Annotated in this window: 42 protein-coding genes and 1 tRNA gene; 20 read left to right on the top strand and 23 right to left on the bottom strand. The window is 52.7% G+C overall.

Going from position 1 to position 23,062, the window contains the following annotated elements; translation table 11 throughout:
- Window positions 1-44: 44 nt before the first annotated feature.
- Together ACOTYB_RS18880 and patD are read left to right on the top strand one after the other, a co-directional pair.
- Window positions 45-1,469 (top strand): PLP-dependent aminotransferase family protein, encoded by a 1,425-nt coding sequence (locus tag ACOTYB_RS18880; protein WP_063944747.1) that lies wholly within the window; start codon window positions 45-47, stop codon window positions 1,467-1,469.
- 139 nt (window positions 1,470-1,608) lie between these two features.
- Window positions 1,609-3,033: an aminobutyraldehyde dehydrogenase gene (gene patD, locus ACOTYB_RS18875; protein ID WP_220153086.1), complete on the top strand. Its 1,425-nt coding sequence runs from the start codon at window positions 1,609-1,611 to the stop codon at window positions 3,031-3,033.
- Between the two features lie 31 nt (window positions 3,034-3,064).
- On the opposite strand, the gene ACOTYB_RS18870 is transcribed toward patD, so the two are convergent.
- The 21 genes from ACOTYB_RS18870 to ACOTYB_RS18770 all read right to left on the bottom strand — a co-directional run bounded on the left by ACOTYB_RS18870 (window position 3,065) and on the right by ACOTYB_RS18770 (window position 12,334).
- Window positions 3,065-4,351, bottom strand: coding sequence for a site-specific integrase (locus tag ACOTYB_RS18870; RefSeq protein ID WP_126525351.1), 1,287 nt, complete (start codon window positions 4,349-4,351; stop codon window positions 3,065-3,067).
- A 31-nt stretch (window positions 4,352-4,382) separates the two neighbouring features.
- Window positions 4,383-4,631, bottom strand: a complete 249-nt coding sequence (locus tag ACOTYB_RS18865) for an excisionase family protein (protein ID WP_023306353.1) — start codon at window positions 4,629-4,631, stop codon at window positions 4,383-4,385.
- Window positions 4,632-4,735: 104 nt separating this feature from the next.
- On the bottom strand, window positions 4,736-4,921 hold the full coding sequence (locus tag ACOTYB_RS18860) for a hypothetical protein (protein WP_137042102.1): 186 nt from the start codon (window positions 4,919-4,921) through the stop codon (window positions 4,736-4,738).
- A 9-nt stretch (window positions 4,922-4,930) separates the two neighbouring features.
- Window positions 4,931-5,170, bottom strand: a complete 240-nt coding sequence (locus ACOTYB_RS18855; protein WP_137042103.1) for a DUF4222 domain-containing protein — start codon at window positions 5,168-5,170, stop codon at window positions 4,931-4,933.
- Entirely contained in the window at window positions 5,148-5,720 is a 573-nt protein-coding gene (locus ACOTYB_RS18850) for a hypothetical protein (RefSeq protein WP_284953054.1), read from the bottom strand. The genes ACOTYB_RS18855 and ACOTYB_RS18850 overlap by 23 nt, the downstream gene beginning before the upstream one ends.
- Window positions 5,717-5,938 (bottom strand): TraR/DksA family transcriptional regulator, encoded by a 222-nt coding sequence (locus ACOTYB_RS18845; RefSeq protein ID WP_120816042.1) that lies wholly within the window; start codon window positions 5,936-5,938, stop codon window positions 5,717-5,719. The genes ACOTYB_RS18850 and ACOTYB_RS18845 overlap by 4 nt, the downstream gene beginning before the upstream one ends.
- A gap of 91 nt (window positions 5,939-6,029) precedes the next feature.
- Window positions 6,030-6,221, bottom strand: coding sequence for a DUF1382 family protein (locus tag ACOTYB_RS18840; protein ID WP_047357428.1), 192 nt, complete (start codon window positions 6,219-6,221; stop codon window positions 6,030-6,032).
- Entirely contained in the window at window positions 6,218-6,535 is a 318-nt protein-coding gene (locus ACOTYB_RS18835) for a hypothetical protein (protein WP_022651067.1), read from the bottom strand. The genes ACOTYB_RS18840 and ACOTYB_RS18835 overlap by 4 nt, the downstream gene beginning before the upstream one ends.
- On the bottom strand, window positions 6,532-6,750 hold the full coding sequence (locus ACOTYB_RS18830) for a hypothetical protein (protein WP_032680689.1): 219 nt from the start codon (window positions 6,748-6,750) through the stop codon (window positions 6,532-6,534). The genes ACOTYB_RS18835 and ACOTYB_RS18830 overlap by 4 nt, the downstream gene beginning before the upstream one ends.
- Before the next feature lie 2 nt (window positions 6,751-6,752).
- Entirely contained in the window at window positions 6,753-7,505 is a 753-nt protein-coding gene (locus tag ACOTYB_RS18825) for a hypothetical protein (RefSeq protein ID WP_126502146.1), read from the bottom strand.
- Window positions 7,502-7,669, bottom strand: a complete 168-nt coding sequence (locus ACOTYB_RS18820) for a hypothetical protein (RefSeq protein ID WP_164552435.1) — start codon at window positions 7,667-7,669, stop codon at window positions 7,502-7,504. Before ACOTYB_RS18820 ends, ACOTYB_RS18825 begins: the two co-directional genes overlap by 4 nt.
- A complete protein-coding gene (locus ACOTYB_RS18815; RefSeq protein WP_219989882.1) occupies window positions 7,666-8,094 on the bottom strand; it encodes a regulator in 429 nt (142 codons plus the stop codon). Before ACOTYB_RS18815 ends, ACOTYB_RS18820 begins: the two co-directional genes overlap by 4 nt.
- Before the next feature lie 8 nt (window positions 8,095-8,102).
- Window positions 8,103-8,585, bottom strand: coding sequence for a siphovirus Gp157 family protein (locus ACOTYB_RS18810; RefSeq protein ID WP_126327815.1), 483 nt, complete (start codon window positions 8,583-8,585; stop codon window positions 8,103-8,105).
- A complete protein-coding gene (locus tag ACOTYB_RS18805; protein ID WP_219989881.1) occupies window positions 8,582-9,496 on the bottom strand; it encodes a recombinase RecT in 915 nt (304 codons plus the stop codon). The genes ACOTYB_RS18810 and ACOTYB_RS18805 overlap by 4 nt, the downstream gene beginning before the upstream one ends.
- A gap of 9 nt (window positions 9,497-9,505) precedes the next feature.
- Window positions 9,506-9,790: a host nuclease inhibitor GamL gene (gamL, locus tag ACOTYB_RS18800; protein WP_219989880.1), complete on the bottom strand. Its 285-nt coding sequence runs from the start codon at window positions 9,788-9,790 to the stop codon at window positions 9,506-9,508.
- 7 nt (window positions 9,791-9,797) lie between these two features.
- On the bottom strand, window positions 9,798-10,769 hold the full coding sequence (locus tag ACOTYB_RS18795) for a hypothetical protein (RefSeq protein ID WP_421765865.1): 972 nt from the start codon (window positions 10,767-10,769) through the stop codon (window positions 9,798-9,800).
- Window positions 10,770-10,839: 70 nt separating this feature from the next.
- Window positions 10,840-11,049 carry a cell division protein FtsZ gene (locus ACOTYB_RS18790; RefSeq protein WP_006809788.1) on the bottom strand — a complete coding sequence of 70 codons (210 nt, stop codon included), beginning with the start codon at window positions 11,047-11,049 and terminating at the stop codon, window positions 10,840-10,842.
- A complete protein-coding gene (locus tag ACOTYB_RS18785) occupies window positions 11,046-11,204 on the bottom strand; it encodes a hypothetical protein (protein WP_421765864.1) in 159 nt (52 codons plus the stop codon). The genes ACOTYB_RS18790 and ACOTYB_RS18785 overlap by 4 nt, the downstream gene beginning before the upstream one ends.
- A complete protein-coding gene (locus ACOTYB_RS18780; RefSeq protein WP_421765863.1) occupies window positions 11,201-11,449 on the bottom strand; it encodes a DUF7446 family protein in 249 nt (82 codons plus the stop codon). Before ACOTYB_RS18780 ends, ACOTYB_RS18785 begins: the two co-directional genes overlap by 4 nt.
- Before the next feature lie 163 nt (window positions 11,450-11,612).
- Window positions 11,613-12,005 (bottom strand): hypothetical protein, encoded by a 393-nt coding sequence (locus ACOTYB_RS18775; protein ID WP_204269952.1) that lies wholly within the window; start codon window positions 12,003-12,005, stop codon window positions 11,613-11,615.
- Window positions 12,006-12,121: 116 nt separating this feature from the next.
- The gene (locus ACOTYB_RS18770) at window positions 12,122-12,334 is read right to left on the bottom strand and encodes a hypothetical protein (RefSeq protein ID WP_001514161.1); all 213 of its coding nucleotides are present in this window, start codon (window positions 12,332-12,334) and stop codon (window positions 12,122-12,124) included.
- Between the two features lie 440 nt (window positions 12,335-12,774).
- Between ACOTYB_RS18770 and ACOTYB_RS18765 the strand changes: the two genes are divergently transcribed.
- The gene (locus tag ACOTYB_RS18765) at window positions 12,775-12,972 is read left to right on the top strand and encodes a hypothetical protein (RefSeq protein ID WP_048982035.1); all 198 of its coding nucleotides are present in this window, start codon (window positions 12,775-12,777) and stop codon (window positions 12,970-12,972) included.
- A gap of 221 nt (window positions 12,973-13,193) precedes the next feature.
- Here the strand turns inward: ACOTYB_RS18765 and ACOTYB_RS18760 are convergent, their stop codons facing one another.
- Together ACOTYB_RS18760 and ACOTYB_RS18755 are read right to left on the bottom strand one after the other, a co-directional pair.
- On the bottom strand, window positions 13,194-14,036 hold the full coding sequence (locus ACOTYB_RS18760; RefSeq protein ID WP_022651082.1) for a BRO family protein: 843 nt from the start codon (window positions 14,034-14,036) through the stop codon (window positions 13,194-13,196).
- Window positions 14,037-14,174: 138 nt separating this feature from the next.
- The gene (locus ACOTYB_RS18755) at window positions 14,175-14,816 is read right to left on the bottom strand and encodes a LexA family protein (RefSeq protein WP_006809780.1); all 642 of its coding nucleotides are present in this window, start codon (window positions 14,814-14,816) and stop codon (window positions 14,175-14,177) included.
- A gap of 103 nt (window positions 14,817-14,919) precedes the next feature.
- Between ACOTYB_RS18755 and ACOTYB_RS18750 the strand changes: the two genes are divergently transcribed.
- The 17 genes from ACOTYB_RS18750 (at window position 14,920) to ACOTYB_RS18670 (ending at window position 22,869) form a co-directional block, all read left to right on the top strand.
- Window positions 14,920-15,135 (top strand): helix-turn-helix domain-containing protein, encoded by a 216-nt coding sequence (locus tag ACOTYB_RS18750; protein ID WP_006809779.1) that lies wholly within the window; start codon window positions 14,920-14,922, stop codon window positions 15,133-15,135.
- Between the two features lie 30 nt (window positions 15,136-15,165).
- Window positions 15,166-15,732, top strand: a complete 567-nt coding sequence (locus tag ACOTYB_RS18745; protein WP_001514165.1) for a toxin YdaT family protein — start codon at window positions 15,166-15,168, stop codon at window positions 15,730-15,732.
- Window positions 15,733-15,920: 188 nt separating this feature from the next.
- Window positions 15,921-16,856, top strand: coding sequence for a replication protein (locus ACOTYB_RS18740; protein ID WP_058656683.1), 936 nt, complete (start codon window positions 15,921-15,923; stop codon window positions 16,854-16,856).
- Window positions 16,853-17,542 carry a replication protein P gene (locus tag ACOTYB_RS18735; RefSeq protein ID WP_058656684.1) on the top strand — a complete coding sequence of 230 codons (690 nt, stop codon included), beginning with the start codon at window positions 16,853-16,855 and terminating at the stop codon, window positions 17,540-17,542. The genes ACOTYB_RS18740 and ACOTYB_RS18735 overlap by 4 nt, the downstream gene beginning before the upstream one ends.
- Before the next feature lies 1 nt (window position 17,543).
- Window positions 17,544-17,843 carry a hypothetical protein gene (locus ACOTYB_RS18730; RefSeq protein WP_026094290.1) on the top strand — a complete coding sequence of 100 codons (300 nt, stop codon included), beginning with the start codon at window positions 17,544-17,546 and terminating at the stop codon, window positions 17,841-17,843.
- Window positions 17,840-18,460: a hypothetical protein gene (locus ACOTYB_RS18725; RefSeq protein WP_421765862.1), complete on the top strand. Its 621-nt coding sequence runs from the start codon at window positions 17,840-17,842 to the stop codon at window positions 18,458-18,460. Before ACOTYB_RS18730 ends, ACOTYB_RS18725 begins: the two co-directional genes overlap by 4 nt.
- A 109-nt stretch (window positions 18,461-18,569) precedes the next feature.
- Entirely contained in the window at window positions 18,570-19,046 is a 477-nt protein-coding gene (locus ACOTYB_RS18720; RefSeq protein ID WP_013098083.1) for an ead/Ea22-like family protein, read from the top strand.
- Complete coding sequence (locus ACOTYB_RS18715; protein ID WP_421765861.1) at window positions 19,043-19,570, top strand: hypothetical protein; 528 nt, start codon at window positions 19,043-19,045, stop codon at window positions 19,568-19,570. Before ACOTYB_RS18720 ends, ACOTYB_RS18715 begins: the two co-directional genes overlap by 4 nt.
- A 33-nt stretch (window positions 19,571-19,603) precedes the next feature.
- Window positions 19,604-19,786 (top strand): hypothetical protein, encoded by a 183-nt coding sequence (locus tag ACOTYB_RS18710; protein WP_006808975.1) that lies wholly within the window; start codon window positions 19,604-19,606, stop codon window positions 19,784-19,786.
- Window positions 19,786-20,034, top strand: coding sequence for a DNA polymerase III subunit theta (locus tag ACOTYB_RS18705; protein ID WP_150324693.1), 249 nt, complete (start codon window positions 19,786-19,788; stop codon window positions 20,032-20,034). Before ACOTYB_RS18710 ends, ACOTYB_RS18705 begins: the two co-directional genes overlap by 1 nt.
- On the top strand, window positions 20,031-20,273 hold the full coding sequence (locus tag ACOTYB_RS18700) for a hypothetical protein (RefSeq protein WP_006808973.1): 243 nt from the start codon (window positions 20,031-20,033) through the stop codon (window positions 20,271-20,273). The genes ACOTYB_RS18705 and ACOTYB_RS18700 overlap by 4 nt, the downstream gene beginning before the upstream one ends.
- A gap of 178 nt (window positions 20,274-20,451) precedes the next feature.
- Window positions 20,452-20,907 (top strand): YbcN family protein, encoded by a 456-nt coding sequence (locus tag ACOTYB_RS18695; protein ID WP_198446589.1) that lies wholly within the window; start codon window positions 20,452-20,454, stop codon window positions 20,905-20,907.
- The gene (locus ACOTYB_RS18690) at window positions 20,907-21,077 is read left to right on the top strand and encodes a NinE family protein (RefSeq protein WP_219982660.1); all 171 of its coding nucleotides are present in this window, start codon (window positions 20,907-20,909) and stop codon (window positions 21,075-21,077) included. The genes ACOTYB_RS18695 and ACOTYB_RS18690 overlap by 1 nt, the downstream gene beginning before the upstream one ends.
- The gene (locus ACOTYB_RS18685; protein ID WP_047355352.1) at window positions 21,070-21,708 is read left to right on the top strand and encodes a recombination protein NinG; all 639 of its coding nucleotides are present in this window, start codon (window positions 21,070-21,072) and stop codon (window positions 21,706-21,708) included. The genes ACOTYB_RS18690 and ACOTYB_RS18685 overlap by 8 nt, the downstream gene beginning before the upstream one ends.
- Window positions 21,705-21,821, top strand: coding sequence for a hypothetical protein (locus ACOTYB_RS18680; RefSeq protein ID WP_108720711.1), 117 nt, complete (start codon window positions 21,705-21,707; stop codon window positions 21,819-21,821). Before ACOTYB_RS18685 ends, ACOTYB_RS18680 begins: the two co-directional genes overlap by 4 nt.
- Entirely contained in the window at window positions 21,821-22,444 is a 624-nt protein-coding gene (locus tag ACOTYB_RS18675; protein ID WP_058655836.1) for a hypothetical protein, read from the top strand. The genes ACOTYB_RS18680 and ACOTYB_RS18675 overlap by 1 nt, the downstream gene beginning before the upstream one ends.
- A gap of 349 nt (window positions 22,445-22,793) precedes the next feature.
- Window positions 22,794-22,869, top strand: a tRNA-Arg gene (locus tag ACOTYB_RS18670).
- Window positions 22,870-23,062 lie beyond the last annotated feature (193 nt).

The following is a 23,062-nucleotide window of genomic DNA, read 5'->3' as shown; positions in this document are numbered from 1 at the left end:
TTTTTCTCCTGCTGATATACACTGTCAGCAATAAGGAGAATCTGATGAAAAAATACCAGCGTCTGGCGCAACAAATTATCTCGCAGATTGAGCTTGGCGTATGGTTGCCGGGCGATAAGTTACCTTCTCTGCGAGAGCAGGTGGCAAGCAGCGGCATGAGTTTTATGACCGTGGGCCACGCGTATCAGATGCTGGAAAGTCAGGGGCGCATTGTTGCCAGACCGCAGTCAGGCTATTACGTTGCCGCGCGCCCGACCACACACCAGTCTGCACCGCCCGCGCAGGTGATGCGCGATGAAGTGGTCGACATCAACACCTATATCTTCGACGTGCTACAGGCCAGCCGCGACCCCTCCGTTGTCCCTTTTGCCTCGGCGTTTCCCGATCCGCGCCTTTTCCCGCTTCAGCAACTCAACCGATCGCTGGCTAACGTCAGCAAAACGGCTACCGCCATGAGCGTGATTGAAAACCTGCCGCCGGGTAACGTCGACTTACGTCATGCCATTGCCCGTCGCTACGCTCAGCAGGGAATGAATATCTCCCCGGATGAAATTGTGATCACCGCGGGCGCGCTTGAGGCGCTCAACCTCAGTTTGCAGGCTGTGACTGAACCAGGGGACTGGGTTATCGTTGAAAATCCCTGTTTTTATGGCGCACTCCAGGCGCTTGAACGTCTGAAACTGAAAGCGCTGTCGGTTGCCACTGACGTGCGTGAGGGCATCGATCTCAGTGCCCTTGAGCAGGCATTAAATGATTATCCGGTGAAAGCCTGCTGGCTGATGACCAACAGTCAGAACCCGCTCGGCTTCACGCTGAGTGCAGAGAAGAAAGCTCAGGTGGTGGCGTTATTAACCCGGCATAACGTCACGCTGATTGAAGACGATGTTTACAGCGAACTCTACTTTGGCCGCGAAAAGCCGCTTCCGGCAAAGGCCTGGGATAAGCAGGATATGACGTTGCACTGCTCCTCATTCTCCAAGTGTCTGGTGGCTGGTTTTCGTATTGGCTGGGTGGCGGCGGGAAAACATGCGCGCCGTATTCAGCAGTTGCAGCTGATGAGTACGTTATCCACCAGTTCTCCCATGCAGCTGGCGCTGGTGGATTACCTGGCGACCAAACGTTACGACGCCCACCTTCGCCGCCTGCGACGCACGCTTGCTGAACGCAAACAGCAGGCCTGGCAATCGCTTTTGCGCCATATGCCTGCCGGCGTCAAAATCCATCATAACGACAGCGGCTACTTTTTATGGCTGGAACTGCCTGAACAGCTGGATGCGGGGCGGTTGAGTGAGAAGGCGTTAACCCATCAAATCAGCATTGCGCCCGGCAAGATGTTTTCCACCTCCAATATCTGGACACCGTTTTTCCGTTTCAATACCTCATGGGGATGGGGCGAGCGGGAGGAGCAGGCGGTCGTCCAGCTGGCGGGGGTAATCCGCGAAATGATGCTGCACCCAGTCACACCTTGATGAAAATTCCTGAAGCGACATGACGCGCGGTCTACCTTTAGTAAGGGAGTGCGGATTGGTGACGTGACGTTGTCACGTACATGTCCGCCAGAACGTGTGCTGACAGCGAAAACAATGTCGATTTCAACAGGACGATGCTATGCAAAATCAATTGCTGATTAATGGTGAACTGGTGGCCGGCGAAGGTGAGAAGCAGGCGGTTTATAATCCTGCCACGGGTGAAGTGCTGCTGGAGATTGCTGAAGCGTCGGAAGCACAGGTGGACGCTGCCGTCCAGGCTGCCGATCGCGCGTTCACAGAGTGGGGACAAACGACGCCGAAAACGCGCGCCGAATGTCTGTTGAAACTGGCTGATGTGATAGAAGCCAACGCTGACGCGTTCGCAAATCTGGAATCCCTTAACTGCGGGAAACCGCTGCACTGTGTCCAGGGGGACGAGATCCCGGCCGTGGTCGATGTGTTTCGCTTCTTTGCCGGGGCCGCCCGCTGCCTGAACGGGCTGGCTGCCGGAGAATACCTCGAAGGACATACTTCGATGATCCGCCGCGACCCGGTTGGTGTTGTCGCCTCTATTGCGCCCTGGAACTATCCTCTGATGATGGCGGCGTGGAAGCTGGCGCCCGCGCTGGCGGCGGGAAACTGTGTCGTCATCAAGCCGTCTGAAATCACCCCGTTGACGGCGCTGAAGCTGGCGGAACTGGCGAAAGATATCTTCCCGCCAGGCGTGTTGAACGTGCTGTTTGGTCGCGGCAAAACCGTAGGAGATCCGCTGACCGGTCACGAAAAAGTCCGTATGGTTTCTCTCACCGGCTCTATTGCTACAGGAGAACATATTATCGGGCATACCGCATCTTCAGTTAAACGTACCCATATGGAATTGGGCGGAAAAGCGCCGGTCATTGTCTTTGACGATGCAGATTTGGATGCCGTGGTTGAAGGCGTGCGTACGTTTGGTTTCTACAATGCTGGTCAGGATTGTACCGCAGCCTGTCGTATCTATGCCCAGAAGGGGATTTACCCCGCGCTGGTCGAAAAGCTGGGCGCAGCCGTTGCCAGCCTGAAAATGGGCGCGCCGGACGATGCTTCAACCGAGCTGGGCCCGCTCAGCTCCGCAGCGCATCTTTCCCGCGTTTGTGCTGCCGTGGACGAAGCCAAAACCCTTGGACATATCCGCGTCGTCACCGGTGGCAGTAAAAAAGAGGGGGCAGGATATTACTTCCAGCCAACGCTGCTGGCCGGGGCGAAGCAGGAAGATGCGATCGTCCAGCGAGAAGTGTTTGGCCCGGTGGTCAGCGTGACAGAATTTGAGGATGAAGCGCAGGTGCTGAACTGGGCTAACGATTCGCAATACGGCCTGGCCTCGTCCGTCTGGACAAAAGACGTCGGACGCGCCCATCGCCTCAGCGCACGGTTGCAGTATGGCTGCACCTGGATCAATACCCATTTTATGCTGGTGAGCGAAATGCCGCACGGCGGGATGAAGTTATCCGGTTACGGAAAAGATATGTCGGTCTACGGACTTGAGGATTACACGGTAGTCCGACATGTCATGTTAAAACACTGATGTGTGACTAAGTGGCTGTAATATAAATCGATTATATTCCGGCCACTTTATTGTGGGGCATCTGTGGGGCATTAAAGTCAAAATCTGAGTTCAGCAGAGCTACCTGGTCGCCGTTTTGTTCCGCCATCCATTTACCATAGACGTTGAAAACCATCTGGGCATTTGTATGCCCCATCTGGTTAGCAATGAAGCTCGGGTTCGCGCCCGCACTCAATGCCCAGCAGGCAAACGTATGGCGAGATTCATACGCTTTCCTGTGCCTGATACCTGCTCTTTTCAACAGGTGATTCCATGCCGAGGCTATCGATCCTGGTATATAGCAAATGCTTTTTGATGGGTAACGACCAGATACGTTTGGATTGAAAACAAAGGTACATATGTCAGTTCTTTGTTTACCGTACTCCCTCAGATGAACAACAATTTCGTGCTGCTCTTTCATGCGGGTAAACTGCATCTGACTTTTCAGTGCCTCTATAGCTGGCTGGGTGAGGTTAATTGTCCTAATGCCGCTTTCCGTTTTTGGTGGAGTAAAGTGATCAGAGATCGCCAGGTTTCTGTTTACGTTTATAGTCCAGTTGACGGTGTCTACATCCTCCCAGGCTAAGGCACAAATTTCACCATGCCGCATGCCGGTACTCACCGCCAGAATCCAAAGATTTCTGATCTGCTGGTGATTAGCGGCATTAAGCAAACGTATAAACTCTTCTTTGGTGAGCGGGTCTGGCTCTGACTTTGATTTCCTGAGTGGGCGAATATCAGATATGACCGATCCATTTGTGTATCCGTTACGCTCCGCGAATTTAAGCATTTCGAGCATCACTGCCATATAGCCGTTTACCGTACGTACAGTTCTGCCTTTTTTGTGTGAGCGCTCAAGCGTTTTCCCTATGAGCTGATAGCCAGTTAGGAGCTCATGCCTGAGTGACATAAGATCCTCATGGGAAAGCGCACATACTGGCTTCTCATCATCCAAAATTCGAAGGCACATTTTTACGTATGACGTATACCGCATATGGGTGTTCCGCGCCAAAACCGTTTGCTTCAGGGCCAGCCATTTGTAAGCCAGTTCCGAAACGGACGTCTTAAGTTTACGATCGTCATTAACCTTAGCTCGCGGTGAGTTAGGAAACTGGGCGGTATAGTCGAAGGTGCCGGTCCTGATGGCGTAGCAAATAGAAGTCCTCAACTCTCCAGCTATCTTTCTGTTTTTGGGGGTGTCGGGAACGCCAAGACTTTCGCGCACCCGCTCACCCTGGTACATGAACCACAGGCGCAATGAGCCCCCGTGATTCTCAACCCCGGTTGGATATTTAGACATGCCTTTTCCTCGTTGTTAAACGCAGGGCTATTTAAGCAGATTTCTGGCGCGGGATCGCCGGGCGTTGCTTTTCAACCCAGTTATCGACTTCGAAACGGTTGTAGAGGATAGGTGAGTTGTCTTTAGGCTGAAGGTCTCCGGAATAGTGCTTATACTCGCGCCCCTCAAGCCAGCTTTTTTCACGGGCCGACTTGATTGCATGCTTTGTCAGCCCGGTTAATGCAATCAGTAGTTCTTCTGATACCCATTTGTTGGGCACCAGTTGGATCGTATCGCTCATGAGTGTCTCCAGGCAAAAAGAACCCGGCTCGGGGCCGGGCAAAAGGGATAACGTGGCAGTGCTTTCGCACCCAATAGCCAGCTCATAACTGGCTATCAGCTGCGTCATAGTTGACTACGGGTATTCTTCAGATAATCAGGGTCAGGCACGATCTCATCACATACTTCTGGCTCTTCGAGAGCATCGCGAAACGCAACCGCTACAATTTTCCCGCCCATAAATTCCATTCCTGCGTTAACCGACGGTTCTTTACCGTCCTCATACTCAAAGACGAACGTCATCTTTCCCATAATCCCTCCTCATGCCGCGCGCTGGGCACGCAGCTTCTTCAGGTGTTCTGCTGTTTCGATTTCTTCGGCGATCCGCTCGGCCTGTGCTTTGGTCAGCGGCTCGAATTCAAGCTGAAAGCGGCCCATGCTGGCGATGCAGGTGCGACCATTGCGGATGTAGTGGATAACTTCGTGGGTAGCGCGTAGGATTTTGCAGGGCGCGCCGTGGGGATCGGCGTACCAGGTATTAGGCTGGATTATCCTGAACATTGGGCACCACCTTAAATTCGATTACCCAGACCCAAGGGTTGGCCTGCCAGTTTTCTTCGCCGTAGATGGACTTCCACAGTTCTTCCCACACCTGAAAGCCATAAGTAGCAGGGCGGAAGTCGTAAAGACCACAGCCGATTTCCTTACAGATATCCCCAAGGGTAATGGCCTGCAATCGCTCCACTCGCACACCGGTAATTTCCAGCATTAGGCGACTGGCCCAGCGCGGCATGTGAATTGATGGACGCCATCTTCCTTCTTCCGGCCAGTCTGCAGGTGGCGTAGCTCGGTAAGCCATATCGTGGCTATCCTGGTCGATGTTGTAGCGTGCCCAAGTCTCCCGCACCCAGATACGATCACCTGGTTTACCGTGTGGGCTGTTTCTGTAATTTCCCGCCGATAACTCACCAGCCAATTCATTGCCAGATAATTCGCACATTGCATCTCTATCAATGTGTGGGACCTTCACTGGCCGCCGCGTCTGCGTCTTGCCGCCGTCGAGGATGGCGCGCACCATCTCGCCGTTAAAAATCATTCCGCGCTCTTTCACTGGATCCCCCTCTGCTTATTCCTCAATTCGATAACGCCCTGGCACTCCGCGCATGTCTGGCAGCCGGGAACGGCAGCGCGCCGCGGCTCGGGAATTGGTTCGTCGCATTCTTCACAACGCTCAGCTGATACGTCGTTACGGTTCACTCGGTGAGCGGAAAGGGCAGCGTTACGCTGAAGCTCTTCAATCTCTGCTGCGGTATCGATGATATCGGCCATGGTCAATGCTCCCGGAACTGCCGGTTAATTCGGTTGAAGGTGAACGCCAGCAATAAAAAAGGAGCTTTAAGCTCCTGGGTGATTAGTGCTTTCATGCTGCACCGCCTTCATTCTTCTCGGCTTCGACAGCCATATTTTCAAGCCGTCGAGATAGCTCGGCGGCCAGCGTCTGGAATTCTTCCTCGGTCGCCACCGGGATCGGCACAAAGCGAATACCGATGTGCGCCAGGTTATTGGCAATTTCGAGGCTTTTTCTCAAATCAACGGGAGAGGCTCGGTTCATGCTGCACCGCCAACGTTTCGCAGCCAGATGCAGACGGCGCCATCTTCCGTTTCGTGAATTGAACCGACAAACCAACCATCACCGGCTGGGGGTTCGGGCTGCCACGCTGAGATGTCATAACCGTCCACATCGGGATCGACATCATCCTCATCGCGGTACTCTACTTTCCACTCAAGGCCGTTCTTATCCAACCAGGCGTTAAATTCATCAGGTGAGATAGACTCGCGCCCATCGCAAAATTCATCGTAAAGCGGGTGAGTCCAGTAGCCGTATTGGTCGCGTTCGACGGGTAGGGGTTTAAATTCTGTTGTCATTGTTCGGCTCCAAACCGCCCGTTAAGGCGGCCAGTTTTGACGACGAACTCCAGGAGGCTAACTCCCAGAGCTTCAATTTTCTTGTGATGTTTGTTGATGATGGGAGGCACCGTTTCGTTCCAGTTAGGTTTTGGCTTCTTGCGCATGGCCTGCTGGATTTCCTCGGTGCATCGGCGGCAGGCTGCGCGGATGGCGTTTTCATTTGCTGGCGTCATATTTAAACCTCCAAAGCCAGTTGTGGTGTAAACCGATCCCTTTCCTCGTCGTAGTTAAGAGCGCTCGCCGAGTTATAGGCCTCAATGCGTTCTACAAGCACTGCTGTCCGTGTTTCTTTGCTTGCCGGCGCGTATGCTGATTTATCCCACGCTTTATCTATGCCGATGTTGCGCGCCACGTTTGTACTATCAGCTGACGACAGAGGGATGTGACGGAAGATGTCAGCATTCAGCATGCGCAGGCCGTGAAGCTTCGTAATTGGATAGCCGTTTTTATCGACTACATGGCGTATCAGATCGCGCAGTTTTGCCCGGCACGCTCTTGGTCGCTTTGCATCGTATTCACCCATGCTACCGATGCATACGCGAGGAAATTCCCGGCACAGCCTGAAGAAGCGTTCATCGGGTTCGCTCATGTGCCATACCGGCGCGCCGACAACGCTACCGTGCGGCCATTCAGCGATAAGCGCATCGTTCTCTTCACTCGTTCCGCCGATCACGTCAGGAATGACGGCAAACGCAAAGCGGGGATGATTCATCCACCGAGCAACAAACTCGTAGTAGTCATTCCAGTTAACAACGCGCTTTTTCGTCCAGAAGCTGAATGCGCCGTTATCCAGCGCGAAAGACTGGGTGACTTCGCTGGCCAGGGCTAATTGGCCGGGGTTGGCGAAGGAAATGAAAGCGTGCCTGCCTTTCCATGCCTTCAGGGCGCATGTGTCCGGCGTAATCGGTCCGCCGTGAAAATGGATCATGCACCCTCCCGCTCCGGATCGTTAACATCCCAGCCATTGCGCTCAATATTGGTTTGCAGCCGCTTATCTCCTACCTCTTCAATGCAGCGGCCGGTAATCTCAGCGACTTCAGCGTTTGAGTGTCGCCACAGCAGCGCCAGCTCTTCGAGTGACCACGCTTTCATAGCACTGACTCCATTTCGTCGATGTATAGGCCCTGAGCAATCAGTCGGCTACGGCGGGCGGCACGTTCAATGCACTCCTGCCGTCTGCCTTCCTGCGATTGTTCGATGGCGCGCCGGGTGAACAGCCGCGATTTACCCTGCGGCGTTACGACCTTTGGCTTCGTGACCAGGTCGAATGTCCGGTCGCAGATTCCATCCTCGTTGAGCCATTTTTCCGATTCAACGATCTGCGCTATCTGTCCTGAGCCGCGGGTAATGCCGTTGGCTACCCGGTTAAACTCAATCAGCGTTACGCCAAACTTCTCTGCGATTTCGCTGCCGGTGACCGGGCGTCCCCGCGTCTGAATCATCCAGATAACGCGCTCACGTAGGCCAGAGAATTGCCCGGTTCGCCCGGGCCTGCGGTAGAAGGGTGTGCGTTTCATGGCGGCACCTACTTAATAAGGAGTGAAGGTTTGCCGAGTTTTATTTGCGCGCCAGGTACATCCACGCCAGCTTCGATTTGGTGTTTGATAGCCAATTTGTCTGGCTTGATGCTCGTCTCGTATTCGACGAATTCAGGAGGAAGCGCGCTGGCATCTATAATCTCTACTGACTTGGAAGGTGCGCGAACCGTTACCTGATGAATGCCCGCCTTAAGTGATTTCTTCCCTGCCGTTTCGAGGGAAGTGGCCACATAATCTTTCATGCTCGACACACGGTTTTCTGCGGCTTTTGCGCGCTCTGCAAGACGCTTGCTTTCTTCTTTCAGCGCCTCGGCATAAGCAGATTCGTTTTTGCAGACAGCAAGGATCTGCTCGACCTTTGCTTCCAGCTCCCACCCAATGCCATCAAGGGTGTCGGCTATCATTTCAGGCTCCATGCCTGAATCAGTCAGCTTTGCGAAATCATTGGCGATCTGGTAAAGAGCTGTCATTGCGTAACCTCTTCGAATTTTGCTTTGCACTTGGCATAGACGGCCTGAACCTCTTGTTGAAGCTGCATTCCGACCGTCATTTTGTAAGCTGCCTGGAAGTGAGTTTTGAGAGCATGCATATTTTTCGCCTGCTTCATGTCCTCACATAGTGACTGGATGGTGTTGATAAGTTCCTGTTTTGCGTTTTCTTCCGACTGGATGATTTCGCTTTCAGGGGTGTAGGGCATAACTGGCTCCGTGTATATGCCTTCGCTCTCGTTGAGCACATCGACGGCATTATCCAGTCGTTCGGCACGCGGCCAGTATTTATAGGCTCTCTTGACGATCGTCTTCCTGGCCATCTCAGACCAGAAGTTGACCCATGGGCCTTTTGGTGATGTTCCCGCTTTGCTCACTTTCCTGATTTCTTCTATCTCAGCGAGACTCATCTCTTCAGTGAGATAGTCGCCATCAGCGGTTTTAACTGTGCAGTAGCCACCGATAACGGCGCCGCGAGCGTCAGGTGTGGCAAATGGGTTGTATTTATGAGCTGGCGCCTTATCGAGACCAAGCGTCTCGTAGTCGTCGCTAGCATGAACTAGCTTGCACTGACCCCACTTGATGACGCCAGCCGACTGGGCGATGTGCAGAAGGCCCATGTAGCTGATATCGAGGCAGACCATACCGTCCCGCGGAACCAGATAAGCCAGTTTGCTTGCAGGGTTCAGGCTAATGCCGACAGCTGCAACGTTGATAATCGCGTTCTGGGCGCTGGTGGGGTTGGCAATCGCCGTTTCTGCCAGTTTTTGATTACGCTGGAATAACTGGATAGCGAACTGGCATTCCTTTGCCCATGTCAGAGACTGGTCAGTTAGGGCGCCGACAAATAGCGGCTCCTGCTCCTTAACGAACTGAATCAGATCGAAACTCATAAACCCTCCTTAGAACGGGCAGCCGGTACGGTGTTCCCAGTCGTATTCCGCCTGGGCGTAAGCAACTGCCGAAATGAAATCGTTGTAGGCCTCGCCAGCTTTATCGCTGCGAAGTCCTTCGTATGGGCTGGAGTCAATCGGGATCGTGAAGTGGAAAAGGCCGGACGGCTCATTTGGCATCATGTCGATGATTTGCTGTGCCCGGTCGTCGATCCACTTCTCTTTCTCGTCGGTGAGCTGCTGCTCAACCCAGCGCCGATCTTCGATGCGGTCGTAAGTGAGGAATGCGTTCATGGTTGCCTCAGTAATGAATTTTCGCGCAGGGGATCAGGTCATCTTTTAGAGCGGTAAGAACTTCGATAGCCTGTTCGCGGGTTAAGCTGGTGTGGCTGGTGAGCGCGTTAACGATGTTGGTGCCGACCGTCTTGCGGTGTTTCACGTCAGCTTCACGCTTTGCCTGCTCATCGGCTATGCGCTTCTCTTCGGCCAGACGTTTCTCTTCTGCCTGTTTTGCCTTGAGGCGCTCAGCTTCCACTGCCGCGGCTTTTTCGCGTTCTGCCCGGGCTTCTGCTTCCTGCTTCTCGCGTGCCGCACGCTGTTCCGCTTCAATGCGCTGGCGTTCCGCCAGTTCAGCGCGGGCTTTCTCTTCGGCTTCACGGCGCGCTGCGGCTTCAATCTCAGCTTTGTGCTTCGCTTCGGCATCGCGGCGGGCTTGCTCTGCCGCTTCACGCTTAATGCGTTCTTCGTGCTCACGCTGAGCCTGTTCCGCCAGGCGGCGCTGCTCTTCGCGGTCACGGTCAAACTTGTCATTCATCAGCAGAGCCATTTCGTGGTCTGCCTCGATCTGCGCGGCGCGCTGGTCATCGAACATCTTGTTCATCACCAATGCTTCTTCGTGCATAGCGTTCCAGGCTTCTTCCACCCGGATTCGTTCCTGCTCAGCTTCCCATTCGGTTAGAGGACGGCGCACTTCATCCTTAAGCGCGTCCAGCCGCTCACGCACAATGCGGCGGCTTTCGTCGATCTGCTTAGGCAGGGCTTTAAGCTCAGCAACCAGATCTTTACCGGCGTTGTCGATGTAGGTTTTGGAACGGGCAACCTTGTGCGCCATGGATGCGATAGCGTCTCGGCCTTTGCGGGTCGACACATCCGGTACCAGGCTGCGAGCTTCTTTCTCGATCGCCTCAATAATCGGGTCGATCTGCTCTTTGGTGGTGAATACCGCCATTGCGTTCTGTTTCTCAATGACGACTAAGTCCGTTACTTCGCTCATGGTTTCTCCTGAAATTTGGGTGTGCAGATGCCGCCCGCAGAAAGCCAGGCCGATCGATTGAATAGGGTGGTTAGTGCTGGATAGGGTTGCCGTGACCGTCCAGAAGGACGTCAATCACGCAGTCACTGAGGCGGATGATTTCTGCATCGGTGTGCAGGTACACCCATTTGCGCTCCTGAATGACTGCTGAGACGCGATAGGTGCGGCCTTCATGCATTGCCATCATGCCGGGCGTGACGCACTGGCGAATGAGCGGGGTGGTTCCGTAGTGGTTGATCATACCTTCACCTCAACCTGTTTCAGGAGGCCAGCGATATGCATCTGCCAGTGGTTCAGTGTCAGCTTGTCGCGCGGTGCCGATATCGATGTCAGTTGCCACTCGTTATCGTTGAGCTTTTTGGCTGTGTACTGCTTGCCGTTGTGGGTGACTGTCATGATGCCTCCCGCTTTTCTTTGATGTCGGCGCGGAGGTGAATCTCTTTCCCATCAACTGTCGGGAATATCAGGATGTCATCACGAACTGCGAGAAGATGGGCCACTGCAAATAGCGCCTCGTCTGTGACATCAAATTTCTCACCGGTGAACTCACGAACGCCGGGTGCCAATTTGCTTGGCTTTGATCGACCCGCGAAAACTCGATTCGTCAGGCCTGAAAAACCTACTGTGATTGGGTTGCTCATAAATCCTCTTGGCCTTATCGCGGCGAACGGAACGGTTAATACAAGACTTCAACGCATTTATTCAGTGTTTCAATGGGCGGTGGATGGCCGCCGGTTGTCATAAATGGGCAGACTCGAAAATCTGCCTATGTATGGCCGATAAAAAACCCGCCGTTGCGGGTCTTCAGAAATAGTCTTTGTGGTCTTGCATCGCTCGCTCGAGGATTACCTTTGCATCTTCAAAGCTGGCAGATTCAAAAGCCTCTCTTATGGCCTTAGCCAGGCAAGTCGCATCGCTTTCATAGTCATCAGCTCTGCTTTCCCAGTTTGATGCCTCTTCTTCAGCCTCATAAAGGCGATCGCCATACTCGCACTCGAGTTCCTGGCGCACTTCATCACGAAGCTTCTCCTTGATGATTTCGGAGGCTTCTTCAATCGGCATTGTTTCCAGAATCGTCTCTGGCTGATGAGTGCCGTATTTCAGTGAGATGTCAGTAGCAAACATGCAACCTCCAAAAAAATGCCCGCGCGCTGGCGGGCCAAGAAGACTTTTCCAATCCAACCAGAACAGGATCATCGTCTCCTGTGCGGTTGAGATGGCAGTATTACCATCACCAAGCATCGGCGCCCGGTGCTTGAGGTTGGCTCTGTAGTTACCCGCTGATGCGGGAGAAATGCTTTATCTATCAGCTTCTACAACTCATCACGAATCTGTGAGAGTGTGCTGATCGCCTGGTAATGACCGCGACGCTGCTCTTCTGTTTTGAACGCACGCATATCGTCTTTTATCGATGCGATTGCCTTATTCAGAACTTCCACTTGCGCTTCTTTAATCGCCTGTTTGCGTGGCTTCTGACGCTTCTTAGGAAGGTCTCTTAAACACGCCGGAATGTATGTCTGAGTCATAAAAAATCCTCTTGTGATTCAGCACAGCCCACTCAGCTTCAAATGGACTGGAATAAATCTCTTTGCGCTTCGCACCTCTCATCCCGCCAGTGCTGCCCGTTCCCACGCCTTTATCGCTCTCGCGAGGGGGTAGCCTCACACCGACCGGATCGCGCCCGGTGCTACGCCGAATTTGTACGTTGGGGTCTAAACAGGATTACTGAGTGCTGTTCCGACTTTGCATGTTGTTAAAAAGCAGGCGACTTGCTGTCCGCCGCTGGCTAACTTCGCTCAGCTGTCGATGTTTCGTTTCGATGGGTGGATAATCACATATTGTGTTTTATTGGTCAACACGAATTGTGATTAATGATGACAACAAAGCGTGTTGTTGCTGATTTGAAAGGGAATTTATTTTTTTAAATACCAGTGCTACGCTTAAAAAAACAGCAGGAGGGATGTGCATGGTTCTGGATGAAGAGCGTATAAGCATGAAAATTCAGGCGATGGGGCGGGCGGTGATGGAATTGTCACTGGCTGATTTACCCATGACCCAGCAAAACATCATCGACAAGCTGGAGCAGTACCGGAAGGAAACAGGAAACGTGATAGGGAAGGGTGTGAACAGGGATGCAGCTGAGATAGTGCGGAAAGGCTTATAGATGGTTAACGGTGTCACCAATGGTAAATCGTTTACCAAGGATGACAGCGTTTACCAGAGGGATCGGGTTGTTTACCAGCTGGCGGGGGATAGACGCCGTTAATGCCAGCATCCCATAATATTCAATTGATTACGCTGACGTGGTGGTGGTGGTCGAATGGGGATCGGCAGGCACAAAAAACCCGGCGCGGGGCCGGGTGTTTAGGCTATTCTACTGTAGGATTAAGGCTTGTTTTTGTCGTGCTTTACAAGCGCCCTGTGTGTTTTTTTAATGCTGCTTCTAACTTTCTGGATTTTGTCCTGGGAAAGCTTAATATTTTCAGGTGCTGTACCGGTGTTGGATATCATTACATTGCGAACCGATCTACCAACGATCTCAGCAGCATTTTCTAACTGGCCCTGACCCTGAAGGTTCTGGTTCCTGATTCTGGCTTCAGTTTGCGTGATGCGGAATATATTAGCCGCCAACTCTTCACTTCCCATAAAATCAAGCATGGTGCCATCTTTGTCAGAAAGACCTTTCTTGGCCTTCAGTTGTCGTAAGTTCATGTTATACATGCCCCGATAACCGGCATTCTGGAACAGTCCATAATCTACAACCCCATGCTTATGGGCTACGTGGCTAAGAGTTTTTTCTCGTGATGTGATTTCGCCACGTAAATATACACGGTTGACGGCGTCATGGTTATGGTACGCCGCTTGTATCTCAGCTGCTAGCCCAGCAAAATATGCTTGTGCATTAGCGACTTTACTGTTTCCAATGTCACCATTCATAACAGTCAGATAGCATGCAAACCTTGTGAGCTTAAAATCATTGACCGCATTTTCAGATGGCATCTGGATAAAGTTGTCATACACGGGAATGTCGAGATTCACGCATACTGACGTGGCCTTATTAATGGCTTTGAGGATTTGATCCATCCCATTGTAACCAAGCATCATAGCCAAATCTGATGCGAGCCAGTAGGTAACTCCATTTTCCCTGGCGAAGTCATCAAAAGTCATGGGTGATGTTTCATCGAAAACGGTAAGTTGCCTGCTCATATCACATCCAAATTTGCTCATTTTAGATCCTTTATTTTAACATACTTAAGCATTTCACATGCTTTTTTGTGCTGTGTTTTTATCGAGGTGCTTGTGTCTTTTTATGTGAACCTTAAAGCAGTCATTACCAGCTATGCGCCGACCAGAACACCTTGCCGATCAGACCAGCCGCAGCTTCGTCTCTACAGCAACCCCAATAATCCGGCAGTTACCATTAATCGGCACGAGTGGCCATTGCGGGTTAAGGCCCTTCAGGTACTTCTGCCCACCATCGATCACCAGCTTCTTAAAAGTCGCCTCGTTAGAATCGGATAGCTTTGCTATTACCAAGCTTCCGTTGATCGCCTCCCGACCAGTATCGAAGAGGACAAAGGTTCCTTCAGGAATGCTCAAGCCAGCTGGCGCCGTCATTGAGTCACCATCAACCTGCAGCCAGAACGCCTCCCCCTGAATGTGAGCATCTGATTCAAGCCAAAGGTCGATATCTTTAAGGGTGTACGGCTCAACAGCTTCGCACCATGCTCCTGCCTGCACCTTGCTTATAACTGGGTATTTATCACCTGGCTTGTAAGGGCCTTTGTAGTCATCGCCAAAAAGCAGCTCGGCAGGCGCAACCCCCAGCGCCTTAGCTATTACAGTTGCATCATCAACGCTAACGCTCCTGGTGCCTGATTCGTAATTCCCTATGCGTGACTGCGAGGCCCACCCGCAAAGCTCTGCGAGAGCCTTTTGTGACAGCCCTTTATCTTCGCGAAGTCGCTTAATGCGGCCCGCTATATCTTCGATTCTATTCATTCTCATTTTGTATCACGCGCCGTGTTAAAAAGCTTTACACGAATTGTGTTGATTAATAATCACGAATTGTGTTTAATGATGCTGAGTGACCATTCTTGAAAGGATCAGCATGAACAATATCGCCAACGAACGTAAGAAGCTTGGCATCACTCAATCAGAGTTAGCAGGTTCGTGCGGCTGGAACCAGTCCCGCCTTGCTAACTATGAAGCTGGCATACGAGCACCAGACCTGGATTCGTGCCGCCGCCTGGTTGACGCGATGAATAAGCTGGGGAGCAATACATCTCTCGATGCGTTGTTCCCACCAAAAAATAATGCCGCCTGATTGGCGGCCCTAACCACGAAAGGGAAAGCAATGCATTCACTTGCGTATCAACAGAGTACCGGACTTGAACAACGTCCGTTGATTTCGATTTATCAAAGTGTTCCGCGTAATAACCGTAAGCTAACTCGAATACGGGAGGCAGTTAAGGCCTGGCAAAAAGCTACGCCGGGCCAGTCTCAGGTTCACATTTCTCAGCTGGTTGCGAAAGAGTGGCTGGCGCGCGGCGGGAAGGGGTTGTTACTGGCAGGTTCTGAACACAACACGAAGCAGAACTTCTTCCGGATGATTAACGATCCGGGCCCGAAGAACGACAAGGGGTTGATGCTACTGATCCCCGTCATTATCGACGTGATGGCGCGGGATAACGAGAAAGTGGCGAGAGAGTTCGGTCTGGTCGCAAAGACTGAGGCCGAACTGATAGCCGAGGCCATGAAAGAGTGCACTGAAGCGCATCAGGCGAAGTTACTTGGTCAGCCGATACAACGCCTTGAGAAAGAGGTGAGAGAAGCTGCTGAAGCACTTCTGCGCTTTCTGCCCACTGAATCAATCGCCGCGGTGGTGACAAGTCTGGCCGCTATGGCGCCGGGAGTTATGTGATTGGAAGTATCAAAAATGGCGAAAGCCGGTCTGCGCGAACAGAACCGACTTTCAGGTGCAAATGCAGATAACAAGTGCGAGGTCATTATGACAAATGCTAATCCAAAACGCCAGGCGCAGGAGGTTTAACTGTGTCGAACGTCGCTTACGCAAATTTCGCGGCGCACTCAGCCGCAAGGAGCAACAGGATGGAGAACCAGAAATCTGGTTACGTCCCGTTGTACCGGAGCATCAAGAAGAAGTCCTGGGCTAAGGATGTTTTCCTGCGCGCGCTGTGGGAGAACCTGCTCATTGACGCAGCCAGACAGCCATACACGGCATTCTTCAAGGGCAAGCAATGGCCTCTGCAACCCGGTCAACTGGTCGTCACTGCTGCGGATCTAGGCCTTCAGTTGTGTGACCGCCAGGGCAACCCGACAAGCCGCGACGCAGTGGAGAGAATGCTGTCTGTTTTCGTCCGCGAAGGGATGATTTCCATCGAAGGAGAGAAGCGAAAAGGCAGGGTGATCACCATCACGAACTACGTCGAATATGCTCAAAAAATGGACGATTTACCCGCACATAAAGCCGCACATACAGGCGCACATGATGAAGCCAGTAACGGCGCGGGTTCAGATGGGTATACCGCACATAAGGCCGCACAATTCCCCGCACATCATGAACAAGAAGGTAATAACAAGAATATAAATAACTTATCGTCCGAGAATTCTGACGAATCCTCTGACGCACGTCTCAAGAAATTTTTATCAGCTCATCCAGAAGCTGCGATTTACACACCATCCGGTGCTAAGTGGGGATCGGCTGAAGACCTCAAAACTGCCCAGTGGATTTCCACCAGGGTGAAGCTGATTAACCCAACCTGCAAAGCCCCGGACATGACCTCCTGGTCTAACACCGTTCGCCTGATGCGCCAGATAGACAACAGGTCGCACCAGGACATCTGCGCGCTGTACGACTGGGCAAGCAAACACCACTTCTGGCAGACCAACATCCTGAGCCCGGAAAGCCTGCGTAAGCAGTGGGACAAGCTGACGATGCAGCGCAGTGCTGGTGGTGAGCAGCGAGGCGGAAAGCCGGATCTGGACTTCAACAACACTGACTGGGCCTATGAGGTGATGCGATGAAATCTCTTGCAGAGCAGATGCGTAACCACGATCGCGAGCAGATGAGCCGCATGGCCCATAACCTGCCAGAGCAGTACCAGGAACGCGCACCGGTCGAGCAGGTGGCGCAGGTCTTCAACAAGCTGTTCAACGAGCTGCGCGCCGCGTTCCCGGCCAGCATGACGAATTTCCGCAGTCAGGACGACCTGAACGAATTCCGCCGTCAGTGGCTGCTGGCGTTTCAGGAGAACGGGATCCACTCAATGGCGCAAGTCGATGCCGGCATGCGCATTGCCCGCCGCCAGGAGCGCCCATTCCTGCCGTCGCCGGGCCAGTTCGTCGCCTGGTGCAAACAGAGCGGCGGGGCGCTGGGCGTCAACGTTGACCAGGTGATCGCCGAATACTGGGACTGGCGTAACCGTTCGTTCGAGTTCACTTCCAGTGAGCAATTCCCCTGGTCCCAGCCGGTCATGTACCACATCTGCGTTGAGTTGCGCCACCGCAGCACAGAGCGCCAGTTAACGCATGGTGAGCTGGCGCGCGAAGCGGGCGATCTGCTGGACATGTGGGAGAAGCGCGTCACAGAGGGTAAGCCAGTTCCGCCGGTACGCCGGGCAATTGCAGCACCCGCTGCTGAGCACGGACCGACGCCGATCCAGCTGCTTCAGGCCAAGTACAATCGCAACAAGTCGAACGGGATGGTGTGAGATGAAAGGCAAACAGGCAATTCTGCGTTATCTCGAAACGCACCAGACCTTCACAGCGAAGGATGTGGCCACAGAGTGCGGCATGACCATCAACTGCATCACGAAGAACGCTATCGATCTGGAGCGGGCCCGCAAGATTGTCCGGGTGAGCAAGGTCTGGCGAACGGTGACTTATCGCCTGGCGACGCCGGAAGAGCAGGACGGCACCGCGCGCAGCTGCACCAACGGAATATTTCAGGAGTGCCGCAACAGCGCGGCTATGAAGCGAGTATTGATGGTTTGGGGGAGGGTAGGGGTATGAAACAGAAATTTATCGAGTGGTTTACCAAGAACAACAACGGCTGCTCGCCAGCGATGGAAGACGACAGAAGCTTTGTGTACGAGATGACGCAGCACATGTTCGAAGCGTACCAGGCTGGCGTGGCTGAAGGTGAAGCCAGATGCGCGGCGCTGGCTGCGGAGAATGCGTATTTGATTCCCAAAGCGGCCAGCGAACTGTCAAATGCGTGGGTGCTTCATAAATACCTCATTGGCATTCAAGCGGCGATTATGTATCTGGATAACGGCAACAAGAAGTCCGCCCAGGAATGGCTGTACGGAACTATCGCTGGTCCGGGATTTGAGTTCCCTGATGAGGTAGAGGACATCGACGCATGGGCAACTCATCAGATGCGCGGCAGCATCAGCCATCCGCAAGCGATCGAAATCATCAAAGCAGAAACCACGACAACCGACGCTTTCCTGGTTGAAGTGCGGGCCCAGGGTGTGGAGATGTTTGCGTTGATGTTCGCTGAAGAGGCGATTAAGAGCAACAACATCACTACTGGATGGAGAGCTAAGGCCAGCAGAGCAGCATCTGAATACGCAGAAGCACTTCGAGAGGATGCCGCCCAGCTTCGCAAAGGAGTGCAGTCATGATTACAGGAACCTCTCATTACGACGAAGTCCAGGTGGTGCCATGCACAATCTGCGGCGGTTACTACAAGGCTGATGAGCCAGAAATACACGTCTGCGAGGAGGCCGCCCAATGAGCAACATCGACAAACGCGCATTACGGGAAGCGGCGGAGAAGGCCAGCACAGATAACCATACCCAGGATGAATGGTTCCACTATCTGCGCTGCTCAACTCCAGAAACCGTGCTGGCGCTGCTGGATGAGCTGGAGAAGATGCAGGCGCAATCGTCCAAATGGTGCGAAGCCTTCCATAAAGCAGTTTCCGTTGGCGCTCGGTATGAGGAGCGGATTGCTGAGCTGGAGCGCAATGAAATTCGCGAAGAAGGAAACCAGTTTCTCGTCGTTCGGCACCCGGGGAAGCTTCCTGTCGTGAAACACTGCGCTGGCGAACTCGAAGGCTTTCTGCGCCAACTGCTTGAGCATGACCCTATGGCAACCATCGACATTGTTACACACCGTTATTACGGCGTTGGTGGTCAATGGGTTCAGGATGCAGACGAATATCTGCAAATGATGGCAGCCGCAGCCGGTAAAGGAGAGGCATCATGAGCACAATTACCAAAGAGAGACTGACGGAATTATCCAGACGTGAAAATGTCGGGGCTATTCTCGGCGAAGAAATTGCAGAGCTGGCGCGTATCGCGCTGGCATCGCTCGAAGCGGAGCCGGTGGCGTACATCATTCAAGATTCTGACGCTCGTGGTCGTGGGGAGAAAGGAATCCTTCGCTATTTCGCGAATATCAGCGACGAGGATATAAACGAGTACGAAATCACCGTAACGCCGCTTTACACCGCCCCGCCATCGCCGGTATCTGTGCCTGATGCGATGGAAATGGATGATGACTTTGACAGCGCGTTTGAACACGGAAAAGCTGTCGGCTGGAACGCCTATCGCGCAGCAATGCTTCAGTCGTTCGGTAATTCCGAACAACTCAACTCTCCGGTGATTCCGGATGGTTGGGTGCTGGTGCCAGAAGAACCCACCCATGAAATGCTTGAGGCTGGTGATGAACAATTCGGAACTTACGATGTGTATCGCCGGATGATAGCGGCATCACCGCAGCAGAAGTGATCTATAATCCCCTCAAATAACCGAGGGGGTTTTATGTCTAACGAAGAAATGACTCCAGCAGAAAAATATAAAGCTTCAATGAAAAGACATAAAAAGTTCTGGAGGAAATCACAAATTGCAAATGCGAAACGGTTTGATGCTGGAGAGGTTGAATCTGTTGATGGTTTTAGATCTCCTTATGAGACCAGAAAGAAGAGAGGGAGGACTGCTGACTAATGTCAGACTGGAATATTGCTGCAAAGCCGCAGGAAGAACGTGACAAGGTTAATGTTGACCTGGCAGCCTCCGGCGTGTCCTACAAAGAGCGCCTGAACATGCCGGTTATCGCTGAGGTGGTGATGCGAGAGCAACCGGAGCATTTGCGGGACTACTTCCTTGAGCGCCTTAAGTTTTATCGCGAGAAGTCGATAACTTTACCGAAAGGTAGTGATCCCGATTATTTAAACAAGGAGGAAGTAAAATGAGTTTTGATTGCCTATTATTCGGAGCTGGACACAAGGGCACACCTATCACTATTGATGGTGATTTTGTTGAAAGAATTATGGGTCCTGTTGCTGAAACTACTAAAAAAGTACCATTTGAAGTTAAAAAATACATGGTGGGAGGCTTTACCTACGCTGTAGCTGAGCATCCGCCTGTAAGCTTAACGCCTGAAATTGTTGACGCGGCTATTACTGCATCTGGAATTCAGCCGCTCGATTGAATTGATTTTCCATAATCAACCGTCCATAATCATGTCATCGGAGCCTGAACAACTCCGGTGACTTCTGCGCATTTAAGGGGACTTAAATGCGACCACAATATGAAATCCTCACCTTGTCACAGATGCAGAAATGCACCTGCGATTCTCTGCATTCTGCGGTTTCCGTTAAGGAGGCCGTATGACTCTGCCAGTAGACGGTATCAAACTCCATCGCGGTAACTTCGCGGCCATCGGCCAGCAGATTCAGCCATTGCTGGATGCCGGGCAATGCTTCCGCCTTCAGGTTAAGCCGTGGCGCGAGAAGCGCAGCCTGTCTCAGAACGCGCTCAGCCACATGTGGTACACGGAAATCAGCGAGTACCTCATCGCCCGTGGCAAGACCTTCGCTACGCCTGAGTGGGTCAAAGACGCGATGAAGCACACCTATCTCGGATACGAAAGCAAGGACCGGGTAGATGTCGTTTCCGGTGAGGTTACCAGCGTGCAATCCCTGCGCCATACGTCCGAGCTGGAAACCGGCGAGATGTACATCTTCCTGTGCAAAGTCGAAGCCTGGGCGATGAACATCGGCTGTCACCTGACCATTCCGCAGAGCTGCGAGTACCAACAGCTGCGCGATAAGCAGGAGGCCTGATGTCTACTCCACTTTCCCGCGTCATCACCAATGAAATCTTCCGCGTTCCGGCACGCCGCCAGCGTAAGCCCGTGGTTAAGCCGTCAGACATCCCGACACTGAAGGGCTACACCGCCCGCCTGGTGGATCAGAAATGGCTGCGTCTCGCTGCACGGAGGAATCATGCGTAAACCAACCCGTCGAACCTGCAAGGTCTGCAAAGAGAAATTCACCGCTACCTTCGACAACGTCTGGTGGTGCTGTCCTGAGCATGGCGCCATCTACGCGCTGGATTTGAGGGCAAAGCAGAAGGTGAAAGAGGCCGCTAAGCGTATCAGTGAACAGAAAGAGGCAGAGAAGGCAGGGCGAAAATGCCGACAAGAAAAGCGCGAGTCACTAAAGTCTAAATCCCAGTGGGATAAGGAGGCTCAATCGGCCTTCAACCGCTACATCAGGATCCGGGACGAGGGGAAAGAATGCGTCAGCTGCGGCAATCCGCTCCTCGGCAAATGCAATTACCTCACTGGTAGCGCCATTGATGCCAGTCATTACCGTTCGCGCGGAGCTGCATCACACCTCAAATTCAACGTGTTTAACGTCCACTCAGCCTGCACCCGGTGCAATCGTCAATTGAGCGGTAATGCCGTCGAGTATCGCATCCGTCTTATCGACCGCATTGGCCTGGAGCGAGTTGAGCGTCTTGAGTCTAACAACGAGCCGCGCCGGTTCGATATCCCATATCTGAAGCGCATCAAATCCATTTTCACACGCAAAGCCCGCGCGCTGGAAAAACGCCGGGCCCGCCGACAGGAGGCAGCATGAATCACGCCGACTTCCTGCGATATCAGGCCGAAAGCGTTAAGCGCGCCAGCATGCCGCCAGTAGCAAAGCACAGCCAGACCAAAACCAACCAGCCTCAGAAGGAAGCCGCGTAATGAGAAAGCTCACACCAATTTACACCATGGTTAACTTTGTCGATGACGCCCATTTCCGGCGTGTCTGGAAGCATCCTAAGAAGACCATCACAACCAAGCAACGAGCCTGGGTGCGGTACATGATGTCAGTGTGGGGCAGAATTAATCGCGGCGATGACTCACCAGCTGGCGCTGTTAACGTTATTGGCCGCCTGATGATCCGGACTCAATGGAATCCTGATATGGGTGGACACATCGAGAGAATGGTCAACTGGCTTTATAGCGACAAGGGTGGGGCGCTGAGAGGTGAGGAACTCTATAAGAAAGCTCGCGAACTGGTCATCCCTCAATCCTCTACCAGCAACATCATCGCTCTCGCCAAAGAATCAGATGATGCAGCGTTCGTTGAAAAGGTGATGGTCAAGTTATTCCACCGTGAAAGCCCAGTCCGCGATTACGCCATTAAACGATACTGCGAACGCAACTGCACGCAAGATATCGCCAGGAAGATGCACCTGATCACCGGATTAGATATCCAGGCTTGCCGCCGCCGGGTTGTCTGGTGTGAAAAAGTATTCGAAGCAGAATTTTTCTATGCAATGAAGCGCGAAATGGAGAATGAGATTTCTCTAATTGCTGCTTAAATAAAAAATATTTCTCAAATAACTTGATTTGGCGAAATAGAAGTGTATATTTTCAGGTATGCTCGGACGTCAAAGGCGAAAGAGCGGAGTGGTGAGATAACAGAGGCGGTGCTCACCATTGATACCGCCTAGTTGGTAACTTCGACGGTTCGTCTGGAACTCCAACCATCGCAGGCTGAGAGGTCTGCTGACACTACGGAAAGACGTGTAGGCTAGCTGAGATAAGCCGTTATGAGGACTTGGGATGCGTCAAGTCGGAGGCTCAGCCACAGAACCGCATATAAACATCAAGCCCAGCCCCGTTCGCAGACAATTGTTAATATCTGCATAACGGCTCTGGGCTTTTTATTTGCCTGTAGCTCAGAGGAAAGAGCAACCGCCTTCTAAGCGGTTGGTCGCTGGTTCGAATCCAGCCAGGCGAGCCAAACCCAGCCAGGGTATTTACGGCCAGAGAGCCGACATTGCCTTACCCTCACATTGCCAGCCTGTCGCTGGCTTTTTTATTCAGGCCGCAGACAATCAATACCAGATGCCCCGTAGCTATCGTGTCTGACGGCCTTTTCCCAACTACCACACAGCACCCCGGACCCGGAGGTGTGGAATGCAACGTATGAACCC

The sequence above is a fragment of the Enterobacter cloacae complex sp. IR5450 genome (assembly GCF_049238665.1).
Taxonomy (GTDB): domain Bacteria; phylum Pseudomonadota; class Gammaproteobacteria; order Enterobacterales; family Enterobacteriaceae; genus Enterobacter; species Enterobacter hormaechei_C.
Note: the sequence above shows the minus strand (reverse complement) of the source record. Positions and strands in the feature narration are given on the sequence as shown.